The organism is Pseudarthrobacter sp. H2, assembly GCF_050157045.1.
Taxonomy (GTDB): Bacteria; Actinomycetota; Actinomycetes; order Actinomycetales; family Micrococcaceae; genus Arthrobacter.
Map to the genome: position 1 here is coordinate 3,504,437 of NZ_CP189594.1, position 17,740 is coordinate 3,522,176.

A 17,740-nucleotide genomic window follows, 5' to 3' on the forward strand; every position below is an offset into this window, starting at 1 on the left:
CAATGGACATATTGCCCATATGTCCACTGCTCAGCCCGGGGGTGGGGCATGCTCATTTTTCGGGGGCGCGCACGTGAGGCATGCTCATTTTTCGTGGGCGCGCACGGAGGGCATGCTCATTTTTTGGTGCGGCTGGAAACCGAGGATGCCGCGGGCGATCTCGTCGGCGTCGCGCAGGGTGCGCTGGCCGCTGCGGTAGGCCGGGCCGTTCTTCTGCCGGGCCTCGGCCGCGATGGCGGTGCCCCACTGTGCGGCGGAGAGCTGGAGCCCCAGAACGTACAGGCCCTCCGTCACGGAGCCGTTCGCGCCCAGTGGCCGGTACGGGTGCGGGGCGACGTCCAGGCCCGAGGTCTGCACCGGGGTGCCCTCCGCCGTCATCATCAGCCGCGGGCGCACGAGCCCCTCGGCGAGCAATTGTTCCAGCAGCGGTGACTCGTTGACGCTCACGCGGTTGGCCGGCGCGAGTGCCTCGATCATGGCCGCGGCCGCCACCGGATCGCCCACGACGGCGCCGCCTTCCGCGCCGGCGTCCGGGCCGCCGCCGACCCACGGCGAGGCCGCGGTAAAGGTCCCCGCCTTGCGGTCGACGCCGAACTTGGGGTCCGGTCCGACGAACCGGACGACGCCGGCGCGGACCAGGGCCGCGAGCTGTTCGGCACGCAGCGCGGGCGGACCGCTGGCGAGGCCTTCGACGAACGATTCGAACCAGCCGCGGAGCCCCGCGACCCACGACTCGTCCGTGATGCCGCCGTCCGCCACGGCTGTCTTGAGCACCGCGCGGCCGTGATGCAGGGCGCCGATCGTCATCTTGACCGGGTCGTCCTCCCCCAGCGCCGACCGCCGGGCGTCGTCGAGCAGATAGTCGACCACCGCCGCGTCCAGCTCCGCCCGGGAGCCGAAGGACCGCCCGGCGAGGGGCGCCGCGAGGCCCAGCAGGTCCAGGCGGTGGGCCGGCCGGACGTGCACATCGATCACGGAGTCCACGGCGCCCTCCCATTTGGCCGTGGTGTGCGCATGCGGGCGCAGGGCCGCCTCCAGGGCGCGCAGGAATTCCGCGGGATCGGTGAGGATGGCCCCCGGCTGCGAGCGCGCCAGCGTGGAGTAGTAGGCCCAGAGGGCGTCCCGGTGCAGGAGCGGCCAGAGGTCGTGGTCGAAGGCCGGCCGGATCCCCGCCTCGGCGAACCTCGCCAGGGCGGCCTCCGTGCAGTACCGCAGCGACACGGCGGCAGGGTAATACCCGGCCAGGGCGGCCTTGGCCCGGTACGGGGTGCCGCGGCGCGAGGCGGCGATGATGAGCGGTTCGCGGCCGGACGGCAGATACCTCAGCCCGGCGCCTCCCTCGGCGGCTGTGTCTGCAGCCAGGAACGTGCCGCCGCGCCCCTCGGTCAGCTGGCCCATCATGTCAAAGAAGTTCAGGCCCATGCCGCGGACCAGGACCGGTTTCACCGCCGGGATCCGGGACCAGTCGACGTCGGCCGGGGCGGCCGGCGGGAAGTAGAGCAGCCCCAGCTCCTCCGCCGCGGCCTGCAGCTCCCGCTGCTCCGGATTCAGCCGCGCGTCAAGGTGGCCCAGGGCCAGCACGACGGAGCCGACCGTGAGCACCGCGCCGTCCGCGAGCCCGACGTCGAACCTCACGTCCCCGTCCTGCCCGGCGCCTGCGCGCCGGACGGACGTCGCGGCCATCTCGTGGAAGTCCACCGTGACGCCGGCGGGCAGGCACGTGAGCAGTTCCTCGACGGTGCGGCGGAGGTAGCGCCCGTACAGGGCGCGGCTGGGGAAGTCCGCCGGACCCAGCCCGGACAGTTCGTGACGTTCCTGCGCGGCCAGCGAGGGATGGGGGTGCCGCTGCTGCAGTTCACGCCAGCGGTCGAAGGTGTGTCCGGCCAGCGGTTCCGCGAGCTCCGGGTCCTCCGGAACGACCGTGGGATAGAAGGACTGCGTGTTCATCAGGTACAGCCGGGACTGGCCGGGCTGCCACACGTGGCCGGGGCCCGCGGGATACGGGTCGATCACATCGATGTGGAGGGCCTGCGCGCCCCCGTGCCCGGCGCCGGCCTGCGCCCAATTGGCCAGCAGCCGCTCCAGCACGCTCGTGCCCCGGGGACCGGCGCCTATCAGTGCCGTCCGGATATTCTGCGCTGTGCCCACGGGCTCCAGCGTATCGGCATCCGTGGTCCTGGCCTGACGTTCCACCTGGCCCGCCGTGTGACTTGCTCCCGGCGCGCTGATGTTGCTTGGATGGGGCGATGACCACCACTGAAGCTGACCAGCACCCCGCGTCCGGCCCCAACACCGCATCAACAGCGGGCCCCGGGGCCGGCCCCGAACCCGTCGACGAGAACATCTGGCTGGAGGACATCTTCGGCGAGGAGCAACTGGCCTGGGTACGGGAGCAGAATGCCCGGACCGAGGAACTGCTGGAGGATGCGGACTACGCCGGACTTGAGGCCGGCATCCTCGAGGTGCTCGATTCCACGGACCGGATCGCCATGGTCGGCAAGCACGGCGAGTGGTACTACAACTTCTGGAAGGACCGGGAGAACCCCAAGGGCCTGTGGCGCCGCACCGGCTGGGAGAGCTACCGGGGCGGGTCACCCGAATGGGACATCCTCCTGGACGTGGACGCCCTGGCCGCGGCGGAAGGCCAGGAATGGGTCTTCCACGGCGTCACCTTCCTCCGCCCGGCCGCCGGGGAACCGCACCGGCGGGCACTGCTGGCCCTCTCCCCCGACGGCGGCGACGCCAACCGTTACCGCGAGTTCGACGTCGAGCGCCGCAGCTTCGTGGACCCGGCGGCGGGCGGCTTCGACCTGCCGACGGCGAAGGGCAACGCCTCCTGGCTGGACGCGGACACGCTGCTCGTGGCCAGCACCGCCGACGGGCTGCCCAGCACCACCTCCTCCTATGCCCGGACCGGCGTGAAACTGCGCCGCGGCGGGTCGCTGGCCACGGCCGAGCGGCTGTTCGAGATCCCCGAAGAGCACATGATGGCGCTCGTGGCCCACGACTCCACCCCCGGGTTCGAGCGGACCTTCGCCGTGGACTGGATCAGCTTCTTCGAGAAGAACACCTCGGTGCTGCGCGGGGGCGGGTGGGTGCAACTCGACGTCCCCGCCGACGTGAACCTGAGCTCACACCGCGAATGGCTGCTGTTCCGGCCGCAGCGTGACTGGACCGTCAACGGCGCAACCTACCAGGCCGGATCCCTGCTCGTGGCGGATTTCGAGGCGTTCCTGGCCGGCGAACGGGATCTGTCCCTGCTGTTCACCCCGGACGCGCACACCTCCCTGCAGTCCTGGAGCTGGACACGGGACTTCCTGCTGCTGAACCTGCTCCGCGACGTGTCCTCCGAGATCCGGGTGCTGGATCCGCAGCGGCCCGGCACGGAAGCCGCCTGGGCTGCCACCGTGCTGGACGCCTGCCCGCCCCTGCATGACGTGACGGCCTACGCCGTCGACGACGAAGACGACGCGGAGGGCTCCGACGACGACGGTACCGGGGGCGGCCGCGCCGTGACGGAGGAGGTTGCCCCCGGCGCGGGAAACGACTTCTGGCTCGTGGCCACCGGCTTCACCACGCCGAGCACGCTCACCCGGGGCACCCTGAAACGCGCCCCAGACAGTTCGTCTGGCGATGCCGGCCCCGCCGCCGGCGGCGGGGCCGGCATCGCCAGCACGCACGAGGTGATCCGCTCCTCGCCGTCGTTCTTCAACGAAGCGGACTACGAGGTCCAGCAGCACTTCGCCGTGTCCACCGACGGCACGCGGGTGCCGTACTTCCAGGTGGCTGCCAGGGACCTCGTGCTGGACGGCCAGAATCCCACCCAGCTCTCCGGCTACGGCGGCTTCGAGATCTCCCGGACCCCGGCCTACAGCGGCGTGATCGGGCGGGCCTGGCTGGAACGGCGCACCGCGGAATCCGCCGGTGGGGAAGTCCCGCATTCCCGCGGCGGGGTCTACGTCGTGGCGAACATCCGCGGCGGCGGCGAATACGGGCCGGCGTGGCACCGGGCCGCGCTGCAGGAGAACAGGCACCGGGCGTACGAGGACTTCGCGGCCGTGGCGCAGGACCTGATCTCCCGCGGCGTGACCTCGCGCCAGCGGCTCGGCTGCGTGGGCGGTTCCAACGGCGGGCTGCTGGTGGGCAACATGCTCACCAAGTACCCCGGGCTGTTCGGCGCCGTGTCCTGCGGGGTGCCGCTGCTGGACATGCGCCGGTACAGCAAGCTGTCCGCGGGGTACTCTTGGATCGCCGAATACGGCGACCCCGATGTGCCGGAGCAGTGGGACTTCATCAGGACGTTCTCGCCCTACCACCTGCTCAAGGACGGCGTGGACTATCCGGAGATGTTCATCTGGACCGCCACCTCCGATGACCGGGTGGGACCCGTCCAGGCCCGCAAGATGGCCGCGCGGATGCAGGCGATGGGCATCCCCAACGTCTGGTTCCACGAGTCGCTCGAAGGCGGCCACGCGGGCGCCTCGGACAACCGCCAGGCGGCGGCGCTGCAGAGCCGCAGCCAGCACTTCCTCTGGCGTTCTCTGGCCGGCCGGGGCGCCTGACCCGCGCCGGACCCGGCGCCCGGACCCGGTGTCTGACCCTGCGCCTGAACCCGCGTCTGACCCGGCGTCCTTGGGAGCAACGCGGGGTCAGATCCGGCCCATCCGGCGGGCCGGCATGGGCGCGGAGTGACCCCGCGTTGGCCGTTTTGCACTGCGTGGCACCTTCTGCGTATCCTTGGTTGGCTACTTAGTAGCAATTGGAGACGTGCCAGAGCGGCCGAATGGGCTTCACTGCTAATGAAGTGTGGGGCACAACTCCACCGGGGGTTCAAATCCCCCCGTCTCCGCGTTTGGCCCCGGTCCTGGACCGGGGCCTTTTGCGTATCCGGGGCGCGTTTTGCCGTTATTCCTTCGTACACGCCGGATGCCGGGCAACCCCGTCCGCGGCCTGCTGATAGGCAACCGGCCGGGCAAGGCGCGGTACGCTTGTGACTGAGGCCACATCTCGACCCCTTTTCGCCTGCCGTCAATGGAGCCACCGTGCGTAGTCCCCGGTCGCTGTCCCCGAGCCCCTTGCAGGAAACACCGTTGCCTGCTGCCCGGCCTCTTACAGCCTCGAAGCAGGTCGTCAGGTCCGGGCAGGGGCCGCTTCGAAGGGTCATAGAGGAGTCCTGGCAGCGTTCGCTGCGGCTTCCGGCAGACCCCGACAGCCAGCAGTCCACGCTGGCCCTCGACGGCGGCGCCCTTGAGGAGTACCGCCGCGGCCATCCGCTGGCGTCAATCATGCCGGTGATTCATAGGCTGCTGATTCAGCCCAGCTACGAAGACGGGTTGCTCGTCGCTGTCGGGGATGAAATGGGCAGGCTGCTGTGGGTCGACGGCGATGCCGCCCTGCGCCGGCGCGCGGAACGCATGATGTTTGTTGAGGCCCTGCTGAGCATCCATCCGGACGGGCTGAGCGCTGGAGCTGTGCAGCCTGCTGTTCGGGAATGTTTCAGCCATGACCCTCACGGCGGAGATGGTCAGGCTGAGGAAAGTCCTTCAGCAGTTCAACCCCGCCGCCGTGCCGGAATCCCGACCGTACAGGCTGACCATGGACATACGGCCGGACGCGGGCCAGGTTCTCAGCTGCCTCCGGCGCGGAGCCCGCCGGGTCGCGTTGGACATCTATCGCGGTCCGGTGTTGCCTCACTCCGAGGCTCCGGGCGTTGTGGTTCGGGATCATGTCTCCACGCTCCTGAGGGAAGCCCTTCTCACGGACGGTAGCGCGGAAGCCCTGCTGCAGTATGCGGACCTGCCGGAAGCGAGGGACGATCTTGGTGTTCGCGGGGCGTCGTTGAAGCTACTACCGCCCCGGTCGCTCAGGAGGGCTGCGGTGGTTGCTGACATGGAGCGTCTGGAATCCGAACTCGGAACACACCAGCGCAAGTGAGTTGACTCACAAGGCTGCAACCTGACTGCAACCCTCCCGCCCCTAAGCTGAAGGCAACGGCGGCCATCGTCGGGCCCAGCACGGACCTAGCGACGATTGTCTTCGCACACCAGGCCAAGGCGGCCGGGTCTCGTTCCAAGTCCGCGGCGCGGACCGGAACAGCGGCGGGTTATCCGCCCTGACGCATCTACCAGTCCCGCCTTGCCTATCCGGCAGGTGCGGCGTTCGGAGACTACAAGTCCTCCGGCGGCATCGGGCGTGAAATCCACTCATGATGCTGAGCCACTACCCGGAGGCCAAGGAAAAACCTTGTGGTCAGCAGCCACTCGGAGTATAAGCCCGGCTTCTTCTGGGCCGTCGCCAAAATTTCGTGATCCCACTATTTCTAAGCACAAACGACGAAGGAAATCGACAATGACGACGATGCAAGCAGCTGTAGTAACCGAATTCGGCAAGGATCTCCAGATCCAGACGCTCCCCGTTCCCGTCCCGGGCCGCGGGGAAGCCCTGGTGAAGGTCATCACCACGGGCGTCTGCCACACGGACCTCCACGCGGCGGAGGGCGACTGGCCGGTCAAGCCGACACCGCCGTTCATCCCCGGCCACGAAGGCGTGGGCGAAGTGGTTGCGCTGGGAGAAGGCGTCACGGACCTTGCTGTCGGCGACCTCGTGGGCAATGCCTGGCTCTGGTCCGCCTGCGGCGACTGCCAGTACTGCCGGACCGGCTGGGAAACGTTGTGCGAGGCGCAGCAGAACGCCGGCTACAGCGTTGACGGCTCCTTCGGCGAATACATGCTCGTGGACACCCGCTTCGCGGCCCGCATCCCTGCCGGCTCGGACCCCGTGGAGATCGCCCCGGTGCTTTGCGCCGGCGTCACGGTCTACAAGGGCCTGAAGATGACCGAGGCCAGGCCCGGCCAGTGGGTCACGATTTCCGGCATCGGCGGGCTCGGGCACATTGCCGTGCAGTACGCGGTTGCCATGGGCCTGCGCGTCGCCGCTGTGGACATCGCCGACGACAAACTCGCCCTGGCGAAGAAGCACGGTGCGGAGCTGACCGTCAACGCCCTGCATGAGGACCCCGTGGAAGTCATCCAGCGCGAAACCGGCGGCTGCCACGGTGTGCTGGTCACGGCCGTGCACCCCTCGGCGTTCGGGCAGGCGATCGGCATGGCCCGCCGCGGCGGAACCATCGTGTTCAACGGGCTCCCGCCGGGCGACTTCCCGGCGCCGATCTTCGAGATCGTGCTCAAGGGCCTGACGGTCCGCGGCTCCATCGTGGGAACCCGGCAGGACCTTGAGGAAGCCCTCGAGTTCTACGCGGAGGGCAAGATCCACCCCACCGTGTCCACCCGGGAACTCTCCGAGGTCAACGCCGTTCTTGACGAGATGAAGCACGCCAAGATCGACGGCCGCGTCGTCATCAAGTACTGATCAGTCTCAGGCGCCAGCGGCGGCGCGGTTCCGGAGATACTTCGGGCCCCGCCGCCGCAGGGCACTGATTGAGAATGCTCAGCGAAGAAACGATCAGTTCAAGGTACGAAAAAAGTTAGATCTTGGCGGGTGTCATCCACGGCGCCTACCCGGGGGTCCGCGAAGTCAAGCAACCGACTTCGGAGGACTCCCACCAACGGACACCCGACGGAAGTGGCTGGTCCGGCCTCGGAACAGGAAAAACGGCGCCGATTCCAGCCGGGAAAGCGTCCGGAGCAAATTATTTGGCTACGGACGTCCTGCGGCTGAGAGGCCGTTCAACACCGTACCGGATCAGCCAACCCAACCTGCAGGAAGCAGGAAAGGGCGGGCCCGGGCACACACAAGGAGATTGAAATGACTGCAGCATTTGAGCCCACCCAGCAGACGCCCGAAGAGCAGGCCGCCGCCCTGGAGCAGGAGTGGGCTGCCGACCCGCGCTGGGAAGGTGTCACCCGGGACTACAAGGCTTCCGACGTCGTCCGCCTCCGCGGCCGGGTCTCCGAAGAGCACACGCTGGCCCGCCGTGGTTCCGAGAAGCTGTGGAAGCAGCTCACCGAGGAGCACAAGGAAGGCAAGTACACCAACGCCCTGGGCGCCCTGACCGGCAACCAGGCGGTGCAGCAGGTCAAGGCCGGGCTGCGTGCCATCTACCTTTCCGGCTGGCAGGTCGCCGCGGACGCCAACAACTCCGGCCACACGTACCCGGACCAGTCGCTCTACCCGGCCAACTCGGTGCCGACCGTGGTCCGCCGGATCAACAACGCCCTGCTCCGCGCCGACCAGATCGAGTTCTCCGAGGGCATCCAGACCGTCGAGGACTGGCTGGTCCCGATCGTCGCCGACGCCGAGGCCGGCTTCGGCGGCCCGCTGAACGCCTACGAGCTGATGAAGTCCATGATCCAGGCCGGCGCGTCGGGGGTGCACTGGGAAGACCAGCTCGCCTCGGAGAAGAAGTGCGGCCACCTCGGCGGCAAGGTCCTGATCCCGTCCCAGCAGCACGTCCGGACGCTGAACGCGGCCCGCCTGGCCGCCGACGTCGCCGGCACCCCGTCGGTCATCATCGCCCGCACCGACGCCGAGGCAGCCACCCTCATCACCTCCGACGTCGACGAGCGCGACCAGGAATTCATCCTCCGCGAAGGCGGGCAGCCGGTCCGCACCGCGGAAGGCTTCTACAAGGTCCGCAACGGGATCGAACCCTGCATCGCCCGCGCCAAGGCCTACGCCCCGTACTCGGACCTCATCTGGATGGAGACGGGCACCCCGGACCTGGAACTCGCCCGCAAGTTCGCCGAAGCCGTCAAGGCTGACTTCCCGGACCAGATGCTCTCCTACAACTGCTCACCGTCGTTCAACTGGAAGAAGCACCTCGACGACGCCACGATCGCGAAGTTCCAGCGTGAACTCGGCGCCATGGGCTTCACCTTCCAGTTCATCACCCTGGCCGGCTTCCACGCCCTGAACTACTCGATGTTCGACCTCGCCCACGGCTACGCCCGGGAAGGCATGAGCGCCTACGTCGAGCTGCAGGAGAAGGAATTCGCCTCCGAGTCCCGCGGCTACACCGCGACCAAGCACCAGCGCGAAGTCGGCACCGGCTACTTCGACGACATCGCTACCGCGCTCAACCCGAACGCATCCACCCTGGCCCTGGACGGTTCCACCGAAGCAGATCAGTTCCACTAATCCGCAGCCGCCCCCTCCACTCGCGAGCTCGCGAGGGAACCCGGCGGCCGTGGGGCCCACGTCCCCAACCAGGCAGCAGTAGCTGTCGTTATGGACGCTCGTAACGACAACTACTGCGAGCCAGTTGGGCCCCCTTATTGGAGAAACCCCATGAACAGCTTCACTGACAACTTCACCATCAACGGGATCACGCTGACCGCCCAGCCCATCCAGCGCCAGAACGAGGTCCTCACGCCGGACGCCCTCGAGTTCGTGGCCCGGCTGCACAGGGCAGCGGCGCCCCGCCTTCAGGAGCTGATGCAGGCCCGCCGCGACCGGCGCACCCAGATCGGGCAGGGTCAGGACCCCTGCTTCCTCCCCGAAACCGCATGGATCCGCAACGATCCGGACTGGCGCGTCGCTCCCCCGGCTCCGGGGCTGGAGGACCGCCGCGTGGAGATCACCGGGCCGGTGGACAAGAAGATGACCATCAACGCGCTGAACTCCGGCGCCAAGGTGTGGCTCGCGGACATGGAAGACTCCTCCACCCCGTCCTGGCGGAACGTCATCCAGGGCCAGCTCAACCTCACGGATGCGCTGGAACGCCGGATCGACTTCACTTCACCCGAGGGCAAGGAGTACAGGCTGCGCCCCGCCGGGGAGCTGCCCACGATCGTGGTCCGTCCCCGCGGCTGGCACCTGCCGGAAAAGCACATGCTCATTGACGGCACCCCGATCGCCGGCGGGATCGTGGACTTCGGGCTGTACTTCTTCCACAATGCCCGCCCGATCGATCGCCCAGGGCAAGGGACCCTACTTCTACCTGCCCAAGATCGAGAACCGCCTCGAGGCCCGGCTGTGGAACGACATCTTCGTCCTGGCCCAGGACCTGCTCGGCATCCCGCAGGGCACCATCCGTGCCACCGTGCTGATCGAGACCATCACCGCCGCGTTCGAGATGGAGGAGATCCTCTACGAACTGCGCGACCACGCGGCCGGGCTGAACGCCGGCCGCTGGGACTACATCTTCTCCCTGATCAAGAACTTCCGCACCCGCGGCCCCCGGTTCGTGCTGCCGGACCGCGCCCAGGTGACCATGACGCAGCCGTTCATGCGCGCCTACACCGAACAGCTCGTCCGGGCCTGCCACAAGCGCGGCGCCATGGCGATCGGCGGGATGGCAGCGGCCGTCCCCAACCGCAAGGACGAACAAGCCAACGCTAGCGCCTTCGAGAAGGTCCGCGCCGACAAGACCCGCGAGGCGGCCGACGGCTTCGACGGCTCGTGGGTGGCGCACCCGGACCTGGTTCCCGTGTGCCGCGAGGTGTTCGACGGCGTCCTCGGCGGCCGCCCGAACCAGCTGGACCGGCTCCGCGAGGATGTCACCCCGGACGACCGCGCCCTGCTCGACATCGCCTCCACCACCGGCACCATCACCGAACAGGGCATCCGGAACAACATCGAGGTCGGGATCCGCTACATCGAGTCCTGGCTGCGCGGCAACGGCGCGGTGGCGATCCACAACCTGATGGAGGACGCCGCCACCGCGGAGATCTCCCGCTCGCAGCTGTGGCAGTGGATCTTCGCCCGCGCCATCACCGACAAGGGCGACGTCATCACCCGCGAGTGGGTGCAGGACATGCTCGACGAGGAGTTCGCGAAACTGGAACGCTTCGAAGGGGACCGCTTCGCCGACGCCCGCGACATCTTCGAGGAAGTCACGCTCAGCGCCGAGTTCCCCGCCTTCCTCACCATCCCCGCCTACGACCGGTACCTCAACGGATCCCGGGAACCGGAGATCCTGGCCGGCTGAAACTTCCGTCCGCCGGTCCGCCGCGCCATCGCAACAGGCACCCCGAGAGACGGGATGCGGCCCGGCGGACGGAACCCACCCCACTCCAACGCTGCGCATGGATTTGTGAGCGGGCACTGGCAGTGCCCTGAGCTGCATGGTGAGCGTCAGGGCACGAGCTGGCGGTGGCCCGCCGTCCAAGGCCGGGCACCGGCGCAAAGTGCACATTTTCAACGCAATCATCTTAGAGAAAGCAAAGAGTTTACCTATGTCCAACGCCCTCACCGCAGCATCCACACCGCCCCGTCAGGGCGACGCCTTCGAAAACCTCTCCCACGAGGACCGCAAGTTCGCGCCGTCGGCCGGGTTCGCGGCGGATGCGGTGGTCACCGCCGCCGACTACGCCGAGGCCGACGCCGACCGCCCCGCTTTCTGGGCGAAGCAGGCCCGCGGGCTGCTGAGCTGGAGCAAGGACTTCACGCAGGCGCTGGACTGGACCCGGCCGCCCGTCGCCAAGTGGTTCGTCGGAGGCGAGGTCAACGCCGCGTACAACGCACTGGACCGGCACGTGGAAAACGGGCTCGGGGACCGCGTCGCCATCTACTTCGAGGGCGAACCGGGCGACACCCGCACCTACACCTACGCGCAGCTGACCGAGGAGGTCAAGAAGGCCGCCAACGCCTTCGAGTCCCTGGGCGTGGCCAAGGGCGACCGGGTGGCCGTCTACCTGCCCATGATTCCCGAGGCCGTCATCACCCTGCTGGCCTGCGCCCGGATCGGCGCCATCCACTCGGTGGTCTTCGGCGGCTTCTCCGCCGACGCATTGCGGTCCCGGATCGACGACGCCGAAGCCAGGCTCGTCGTCACCGCCGACGGCACCTACCGCCGCGGCAAGCCCAGCCCGCTCAAGAACGCCGTGGACGAGGCCCTGTCCCATGAAGGGGACGGCGGCGGCCACTCCGTCCGGAACGTCGTGGTGGTCAAGCGCAACGGCGCGGACGTGGACTGGCACGAGGGCCGGGACCACTGGTGGGCGGACACCGTGGGGGCCGCCTCGAACGAGCACACCGCCGTCGGGCATGACTCGGAGCACCCGCTGTTCATCCTCTACACCTCCGGCACCACGGGCAAGCCCAAGGGCATCCTGCACACCACCGGCGGCTACCTGGCCCAGACCGCCTACACCCACAAGGCCGTCTTCGACCTGCACCCCGAGACGGACGTGTACTGGTGCACCGCCGACGTCGGCTGGATCACCGGGCACTCCTACGTCGCCTACGCCCCGCTCATCAACGGCGCCACGCAGGTCATGTACGAGGGCACCCCGGACTCCCCGCACCAGGGCCGCTGGTGGGAGATCATCGAAAAGTACAAGGTCTCCATCCTCTACACCGCGCCGACCGCCATCCGGACGTTCATGAAGTGGGGCCAGGACATCCCCGCCAAATACGACCTCTCCTCGATCCGGGTCCTGGGCTCGGTGGGCGAACCCATCAACCCCGAAGCCTGGATGTGGTACCGGGACGTCATCGGAGCCAACGCCGGCAAGAACGGCGAAAAGAAAGAGCACCCCGCACCGATCGTGGACACCTGGTGGCAGACCGAAACCGGCGCGCAGATGATCGCACCCCTGCCCGGGGTCACGGCCACCAAGCCCGGCTCCGCCCAGGTCCCGCTGCCCGGCATCGCCGCGGACGTCGTGGACGAGAACGGCGAATCCGTGCCCAACGGCCACGGCGGCTTCCTGGTGATCCGCGAACCCTGGCCCGCCATGCTGCGCGGCATCTGGGGGGACCCGGAGCGGTTCAAGGAAACCTACTGGTCCCGTTTCGAGACCATGTACTTCGCCGGCGACGGCGCCAAGAAAGATGACGACGGCGACATCTGGCTCCTGGGCCGGGTCGATGACGTGATGAACATTTCCGGGCACCGGCTCTCCACCACCGAGATCGAATCCGCCCTCGTCTCCCACCCCTCCGTCGCCGAAGCCGCCGTCGTCGGCGCCGCGGACGAGACCACCGGCCAGGCCGTCGTCGCGTTCGTGATCCTCCGCGGCGACGCCGTGGACACCGGCGACACCATCATCCAGGAACTCCGCACCCACGTGGGCAAGGAAATCGGCCCCATCGCCAAGCCCAAGACCATCCTCGTCGTCCCCGAACTGCCCAAGACCCGCTCCGGCAAGATCATGCGCCGCCTGCTCAAGGACGTCGCCGAAGGCCGCGACGTGGGCGACGCCACCACCCTGGCGGACGCAGGCATCATGCAGACCATCACCGACTCCCTCAAACCGCGGGGCTGATAAGGACAGAATGAAAAATGGAGAGGTTCACTCCGAATGTTGCGCCGCACTGCCGAGTGGGAATCCCTGGACTGACTGAACAGCGAACTTTCCAGACTGTCTCCGCTTCAGGTTGGAGGACAGTCTTGAGAAACATCCGTACGTGGTTCCGTTCGTGCCTCGGGTGCGCCTATGCTCAGCGCACAGCTACCGCTGATGGGAGCTGCAACTCGAAACAAACCACGGGATTCACCTTCGAAGGAGAATGATCATGGAAGCGGAAGCCAGGGTTCTTGTGGGCGTGGACGGTTCGGAATCGTCCGTGCAGGCGCTCCGTCTGGCGGCGCGCCTGGCGCCGGCCCTCGACGCGACGATTAGCGCGGTTGCCTGCTGGGACTTTCCGGAGATTTACGCCGGTTACGTTCCTCCGGATTTCGACCGGTTTGAAGCCGCTGCATCGAAGACTCTTGCGGACGCCTTGGAACGGGCGTTCGGTGAGGAAACTCCGGAAGGGCTCACAACGAAACTGATCCGCGGACCGGCTGCGGCGAAGCTGGTGGAAGCGGCGGCCGGCGCCCGGCTGCTGGTGGTTGGACGCCGGGGCCACGGGGGATTCAGGGGCATGCACCTGGGCTCCGTGAGTTCTGCGTGCGTTGCCCACGCCGACTGCCCCGTCCTGGTGCTGCATGCTGAAAGCAGCCAGCACTCCCGTCATCTATGGAAAGTCTCCAGGGCCAAGGGACAGGACACAGAAAAGCACTGATTCCGCCTTGAATCCGTAAGGCAATGCATCCGGGAGCCGCGGCCTGGGTGCTGGAGTCCTGCGAGAAGGACCCCGCGGTCCTAGGAGCCCGCCGTCTTTGGGGACGCGGTCCGGCCCCGGCTGACGTCGGCGCCGGCCTCCCGGTGCAAGGCCAGGCTGTCGGCGGTGCTGAGGAGCATCAGCACGGTAATCGCCACGAAAGCGCCCCGGTAAGGCGCCACCGAGTCGGGCCCAAAAACACCGGGTGCCGCGAAGATCCGCAGGAACAGGGCACCGACCGCAATCCCCGCACCAGCCGCCAACTGCACGAGGGTGGCCGATATTGCGTTGGCCGACGGCAACTGCCCCGGGATGATATCCGAATACTGGATGGAGGCATAGGCGGAGAAGCCGATGGAGCGAAAGGCGCCGCTGCAGACCAGCAGGGCGAAAATCAGCGGCTCCGGAGTGTGGGCATCGAGCAGGGCGCACAATGCAAAGGTGGCGGCCGAGGAAAGCGACGCAAAGACCAATACGGGCTTGAATCCGAATCTGCGGATGAGCGGGGTGGTTGCAGGTTTGATGCCGATGTTGCCCACAAACACTGCGGCCACCATGATGCCGGCATGCAGCGGATCCCAGCCAAAGCCGGCCTGGAACATGAGCGGCAGCAGGAAGGGAACGGCGCTGATGGTCAGGCGGTAAATGAAACCCCCGGTGGAGGTGGCCCGGAAAGTCCTGGTGGCAAAAACATTCAGCTGGAAGAGTGGGTTTCTCGTCCGCCGCAGCCACAGCACGGCCCCGGCAACAGACACAAGGCCTGCGGCCACGGCAGCTGCCCCCAGCGGTCCGGAAGAGTGTCCGGCCAGCTCCAGGCCCGCCACAAGCGCACCCACCCCAAGCGTGGTCAGCAGCAGGCCGAACCAGTCGAGACGCCGTGCCTGGTCGCCGACTCCCCGGGGCACCAGGCGCAGGGCAACGAGGAAGGCCGCCAAGCCCAGCGGAATGTTGATCAGGAAGATCCAGTGCCAAGACAGAAACGTTGTCAGCGCCCCACCGACCAGCGGCGCAAGGACCGGCGCGAGCAGCCCGGGCCACACCAGGTAGGCCGTTGCGCGGAGCAGGTCCTCCTTGGGCGTCCGGCGCAGCACCACGAGCGTTCCCACGGGCACCATCATGGCCCCGCCTGCCCCTTGCAGCACGCGGCTGACAGTCAGCATGGTGAGGTCCTGGCTCAGGGCGCACAGCAGCGATGCAAGAGTGAAAACGGCGATTGCGCTGCAAAAGACGCGCCGCGCCCCCAGCCGCTCGGCCAGCCAGCCGCTGACCGGAATCCCCATGGCCACCGTCATGAGGTAAGCCGTCATGGTGATGTTGACGTCTGCCGGAGACACTGCGAAGTCGCCGGCGATGCTGGGGATGGCCGTGGTCAGCACGGTACCGTCCAGGAACTCCATGAAGAACGTTGAGGCGACCAGCAGGGCCAGCCTGGGCTGCCACTCTTGAACAGTCGCTGCCACTGCGGTGTTTGGTGATTCGCTCATGGCTACTGGGCTAGCCGGCCTGGCCGAGCACCAGCGGCAGCACGGCCCCCGCGCCCGCGAGCCTGAGCGCCCGCCCGGCGACCGTGACGGTCCAGCGGCTGTCGACCAGATCATCCACCAGCATCACGCTCTGGCCCCGGATCCCGGCCAGGGCGGCTTCCAGCTCCGGCCCGACGACGAGCCTGTCCCACACGCCCGCGAGCCGGTAGGCGCTGTTGCCGCCGCGCCCGCCCGTCGGTCCGCCGTGTCCGGGCTGCAGCTGGCCCAGGTACGGGATGCGTCCGATTCCGGAAATGCCCCGGGCCAGGGAATCGACAAGTCCCGGCTTGGTCCGGGAGGGAATGCTGATGATCGCGGCAGGACGGCCGGCCCCGCTCCAGCCAGGGTTGCGGGCGTCTCCGGTGCCCCACTCGCGCAGGACCTGGACGCAGGCCTGCAGCATGCCGGGGTCCACGGGTCGGTCCGGTGCGCCCGCGGCGAAGGTCTCCCGCAGCGCACCGCCCCAGCCCAGGTCCGTCAGCCGCGCCAGCGCCCGGCCGTCGGCCAGGCTTTCCGCGGGCTTGATCTTGCCCTTCACGGACACTCCCAGCCGGTCCATCCCGCTGGGCCACTGCAGCCGCGGCTCCAGGACGATGCCGGCGCGGCTCAGCGTCTGGCCGGCGGCTTCGGTGGCGGAGGAGGCAATGTCGGTGGGGAACCAGCGGCCCGCGCAGTTGTCGCAGCGGCCGCAGGCGTGGGCGGTTTCGTCGTCGAGGACCGACGTGATGTACTCCATCCGGCACCCCGCCGTGTCCTGGTAGATCACCATGGAGTCCTGCTCATCCACCCGGGCCTCCGCGATCCGGCCGTACCGGTCGGCGTCGTACGTCCAGGGCCGGCCGGTGGAACGCCAGCCGCCGCCGACCCGTTCCACGGCGCCGTCCACGGCCAGGACCTTGAGCAGGAGCTCCAGCGGCGTCCGGCGCAGGTCCACCCGCGCCTCGAGGGCCACCGTGGACACGGCGGATCCGGCGTCGGCGAGGGCACCCAGCACGGCGGCCGCCTTCGCTTCCGAGGGCATGGACGCGGTCGCGAAGTACTGCCAGATGTCGCGGTCCTCGGAGCCGGGCAGCAGCAGGACGTCGGCGTTCGCGGCGCCACGGCCGGCGCGGCCCACCTGCTGGTAGTAGGCCACGGGGGACGACGGCGCCCCCAGGTGCACGACGAAGCCGAGGTCCGGCTTGTCGAAGCCCATGCCGAGGGCGGACGTGGCGACGAGGGCCTTGACCTGGTTGTCCTTGAGGAGCTGCTCCGCGCGTTCCCGGTCCGCGGGGTCGGTGCGGCCGGTGTAGGCGAGCACCTCGTGGCCGGCTTCGGCCAACAGGCGGGCGGTGTCCTCGGCGGCGGAGACGGTGAGGGTGTAGATGATGCCGCTGCCGGGCAGGTCCGACAGGTGGGTCAGCAGCCAGCCGAGCCGGTCGCGGGAGTCCGGCAGGTCCAGCACGCCGAGCCGCAGCGACTCGCGGCCCAGGGCGCCGCGGATGGTCAGCACGCCCTCGCCGAGCTGTTCCTCGATGTCGTGGACCACCCGGGAGTTGGCGGTGGCCGTGGTGGCGAGCACGGGCACCGTGTCCGGGAGCTGGGTGATCAGGTCCGCGATGCGCCGGTAGTCCGGACGGAAGTCATGGCCCCAGTCCGAGATGCAGTGGGCCTCGTCGATGACCAGGAGCCCGGTGCGGCGGATCAGCTCGGGCAGCTGGTTCTCGCGGAAGGACGGGTTGGTGAGCCGCTCGGGCGAGACCAGCAGCACATCGACCTCGTCGGCCGCCAGCTGCTCCCGGACGGTGTCCCAGTCCAGCTGGTTCGCGGAGTTGATGGCCACGGCCCGGACCCCGGCCCGGGCCGCCGCGGCCACCTGGTCGCGCATGAGCGCCAGCAGCGGGGAGACAATCAGCGTGGGTCCGGCCCCGCGGCGCCGCAGCAGCAGGGAGGCGACGAAATACACGGCCGATTTTCCCCAGCCGGTCCGCTGCACCACCAGGGCCCGCCGGCCGCCGTCGACGAGCGCCTCGATGGCCTCAAACTGGCCGTCATGGAACTCGGCGCCCGGGTGCCCCACGAGCTCCCGCAGCACCGCCTGGGCCTGTTCCCGCGTCCCCGGGTCCGCCGCCGGGCCGCCGGCCGCGGCAGCCGGGGAGGAGGGGCCGGAAACGGAAAGGACGGCAGCGTTCTGGGTATTGGCCATTGATCCAGTATCCCAGCCTCCTCCGACAGCCACGAAGCAGGGACTCCGCCATGTGGACAAACCGGCTTCCCCTCCACAGGGC

8 protein-coding genes, 1 tRNA gene and 2 pseudogenes are annotated in these 17,740 nt (G+C 68.6%); 8 read left to right on the plus strand and 3 right to left on the minus strand.

Annotated elements, in window-relative coordinates:
- Positions 1 to 84: 84 nt before the first annotated feature.
- Complete coding sequence (locus ACQCSZ_RS16315) at positions 85 to 2,148, minus strand: FAD/NAD(P)-binding protein (protein WP_427004759.1); 2,064 nt, start codon at positions 2,146 to 2,148, stop codon at positions 85 to 87.
- A 98-nt stretch (positions 2,149 to 2,246) separates the two neighbouring features.
- Here ACQCSZ_RS16315 and ACQCSZ_RS16320 point away from each other — a divergent pair, with 98 nt between their 5' ends.
- The 8 genes and pseudogenes from ACQCSZ_RS16320 to ACQCSZ_RS16355 all read left to right on the plus strand — a co-directional run bounded on the left by ACQCSZ_RS16320 (position 2,247) and on the right by ACQCSZ_RS16355 (position 13,911).
- Entirely contained in the window at positions 2,247 to 4,562 is a 2,316-nt protein-coding gene (locus tag ACQCSZ_RS16320; protein WP_427004760.1) for a prolyl oligopeptidase family serine peptidase, read from the plus strand.
- A gap of 199 nt (positions 4,563 to 4,761) precedes the next feature.
- Positions 4,762 to 4,849: transfer RNA gene (locus ACQCSZ_RS16325), tRNA-Ser, on the plus strand.
- 241 nt (positions 4,850 to 5,090) lie between these two features.
- Positions 5,091 to 5,934 (plus strand): annotated as a pseudogene (locus ACQCSZ_RS16330) (hypothetical protein).
- A 423-nt stretch (positions 5,935 to 6,357) separates the two neighbouring features.
- Positions 6,358 to 7,368, plus strand: coding sequence for an alcohol dehydrogenase AdhP (adhP, locus tag ACQCSZ_RS16335; protein ID WP_427008367.1), 1,011 nt, complete (start codon positions 6,358 to 6,360; stop codon positions 7,366 to 7,368).
- Between the two features lie 396 nt (positions 7,369 to 7,764).
- Positions 7,765 to 9,096 carry an isocitrate lyase gene (gene aceA, locus ACQCSZ_RS16340; protein WP_427004761.1) on the plus strand — a complete coding sequence of 444 codons (1,332 nt, stop codon included), beginning with the start codon at positions 7,765 to 7,767 and terminating at the stop codon, positions 9,094 to 9,096.
- A 150-nt stretch (positions 9,097 to 9,246) separates the two neighbouring features.
- A pseudogene (aceB, locus tag ACQCSZ_RS16345) lies at positions 9,247 to 10,888 on the plus strand (malate synthase A).
- Positions 10,889 to 11,135: 247 nt separating this feature from the next.
- Positions 11,136 to 13,169 (plus strand): acetate--CoA ligase, encoded by a 2,034-nt coding sequence (gene acs, locus ACQCSZ_RS16350; protein ID WP_427004762.1) that lies wholly within the window; start codon positions 11,136 to 11,138, stop codon positions 13,167 to 13,169.
- Between the two features lie 250 nt (positions 13,170 to 13,419).
- Complete coding sequence (locus ACQCSZ_RS16355; protein WP_427004763.1) at positions 13,420 to 13,911, plus strand: universal stress protein; 492 nt, start codon at positions 13,420 to 13,422, stop codon at positions 13,909 to 13,911.
- An 80-nt stretch (positions 13,912 to 13,991) separates the two neighbouring features.
- Here the strand turns inward: ACQCSZ_RS16355 and ACQCSZ_RS16360 are convergent, their stop codons facing one another.
- A complete protein-coding gene (locus tag ACQCSZ_RS16360; RefSeq protein ID WP_427004764.1) occupies positions 13,992 to 15,434 on the minus strand; it encodes an MFS transporter in 1,443 nt (480 codons plus the stop codon).
- A gap of 10 nt (positions 15,435 to 15,444) precedes the next feature.
- Complete coding sequence (locus ACQCSZ_RS16365) at positions 15,445 to 17,658, minus strand: RecQ family ATP-dependent DNA helicase (RefSeq protein ID WP_427004765.1); 2,214 nt, start codon at positions 17,656 to 17,658, stop codon at positions 15,445 to 15,447.
- Between the last annotated feature and the right edge of the window lie 82 nt (positions 17,659 to 17,740).